The sequence below is a fragment of the Thermoanaerobaculum aquaticum genome (assembly GCF_000687145.1).
In the GTDB taxonomy this organism is placed as follows: Bacteria; Acidobacteriota; Thermoanaerobaculia; order Thermoanaerobaculales; family Thermoanaerobaculaceae; genus Thermoanaerobaculum; species Thermoanaerobaculum aquaticum.
The window spans coordinates 1-1,886 of sequence record NZ_JMFG01000026.1 but is presented as its reverse complement, the minus strand read 5'-3'; the positions used below and the strand labels follow the sequence as shown (position 1 = coordinate 1,886).

Below are 1,886 nucleotides of genomic sequence, written 5' to 3'. Positions count from 1 at the left end.
AGCTGCGTCTGCTTGCCCGAAAGCCGGCCCATCCGCCCCCCATAGGTGAAGCTCTCGCTCACCACCTCGTCCCCGTAGTCCGTGGCGTTGTGCCGCACCGCCAACACCAGCTTGCCCAAGGCGTAGTTGCTCCCACTATTGGCCGCCCCGTACGTGTATTCCGCCAAAACCGCCCCGCTCGCCTGCTTGACCTGCACCAACCGCCCAGCCTTGTCGTACACGTACGCGAGATCCTGCGACCCATCCACCACCCGCGTGGCGTGGCCGGAGAACTCACTGCTTTCCCGCTACCCTACCGCCCTTGGTGGGCTCGTCTAAAGCCTACTGCCGAAGCCTACGAAGCGCTCATCGGCACAAGGCCCGTACCAGGGGCAATGAGCCAACGCCAGAAGCCCGGCGATTCGATGAAACGGATAAGAATCCGCCCACAAGTCGGACGAAATTTCCACCTCCCATTGCCAAGAGCCGCGGCCCGTCCAGGGAGCACAAATTGTTTGGAGGGGTTTGCCAACTTGATAAGTCACTCGCCTACCCACCGCCCGTCCAGGCACCATGAGTTCTTCTGCGAGGAAAAAACCCTCCTCCAAAACTACGCCAGGGTTTGGCGAGAGCCGGTGAACAACGATCGGAGAAACAGCAATCACCTTCAGTACCGCCACAGGACTTGTCGTAGTTGGAACGTCTGCGCAGTCATTTCGAAAGGAGACAGTTTTGAAGACCTCAGCCAAGTCCTTCGCGTACTCCCCGGTGAATTCTATCTCTTCCACATGCCTCTTCAACCTCAGCTCCGCGGAGCTTTTTATCTCCGAAAATCTGTAAACCAGAGGCAACCCCATCTCTGGGCGAAGCATTTGCCGATACACCGCTTGCGAAAGCAACGCATCCAAAAGCTTGGCACGCAGGTCCCACCATGGTCTCATTCCGCGAAAGTACGAGAAGGGCTCGGCAAGGAGGTACTCCTTCTCCTTCCAGCTATCTGGAACTCCGCGCCGATCGAAACATACGACGAGCGATGGAGTGCCAGCTTGTCCAGGTTTGAGAATTCCGGTCTGGGCCAAGTCTTTAATTCTGGTCGCGAGCACCCCGCCCAAAAGCGACTCGTCGGGTGCCCCCAGCTGCAGGTAAAAATATTGTGAATAAACGTACAGACCCATTGCGGCCAGTAAAGGCACGGAGAGCGACAGCACCACCAGAAGAATAAACGCTTTCCTCGGATTTCTCATCGGCCCTCCTTACCACACCGCGAGCTAAAAGTTCTCGTAGTCGACGTAACCTCCTTCGAAGAGAACCGTAAAGCGCTGTCCGTCCCTCCTTGATACGTAGTCCCCTCGCTTCGGCAAACCGAGCTTCTGTCGTATAGGGTTTAGAATGAGCTTCTCGACCTCTCCCAGGTCCCCGGTGAATCTGCCAAGCCAGGGGCTTGGATCGCTCAGGCCTCTTACCACGTGACCCGCCTCGTGAAGGAACGCCATGGACAGGTCAAACGTCGCCTCTGGCACGTTGTGGAACTCCGCCGATGCCAGATCACCGGCGTCGATCGTGATGCCCGACTCGCGGCCGATGAGATGATCGGACAGCGTCTCCCTTGTCGCCTTTCCGCCGATAATGTCTCGATCGTTCCGAACGATGTTCACTACAAACGTCCGCGAGCTGTTGATCATCTCCGCCACCAGGGCCCGAGCAATGCCGCTCACCTCGCTACGAAGCACCTTACCGTCCTTGAGAAGATCCCCCACGATCACGATCTTCCCGTTCTTCACCGCAAAAAGGTAACCCGTCTTCGCCGTGAGCTGCTTGAGCAGCTTGTCCAGATCCGGGCGGTACGTCACGGTCCCCACCTGGGCGGTCCTCCCATCGGGATCCAGCGCGTTGAGGGGGTTGCCGCG

The 1,886-nt window shown here is 58.2% G+C and carries 3 protein-coding genes; all 3 read right to left on the bottom strand.

Annotation, left to right across the window (positions count from 1 at the left end; all coding sequences use genetic code 11):
- Positions 1-251, bottom strand: a 251-nt coding sequence (locus tag EG19_RS13720) for a hypothetical protein (protein ID WP_038050070.1), incomplete at its 3' end; no start/stop codon positions are given.
- Positions 252-314: 63 nt separating this feature from the next.
- A complete protein-coding gene (locus EG19_RS10025; RefSeq protein WP_053335199.1) occupies positions 315-1,223 on the bottom strand; it encodes a hypothetical protein in 909 nt (302 codons plus the stop codon).
- Positions 1,224-1,247: 24 nt separating this feature from the next.
- The coding region (locus EG19_RS10020) for a hypothetical protein (protein WP_038050066.1) at positions 1,248-1,886 on the bottom strand (639 nt) is incomplete at its 5' end.

Excerpts from the sequence above, each read along its gene's own strand:
- EG19_RS10025 (WP_053335199.1), bottom strand. The coding sequence starts at position 1,223 with ATGAGAAATCCGAGGAAAGCGTTTATTCTTCTGGTGGTGCTGTCGCTC.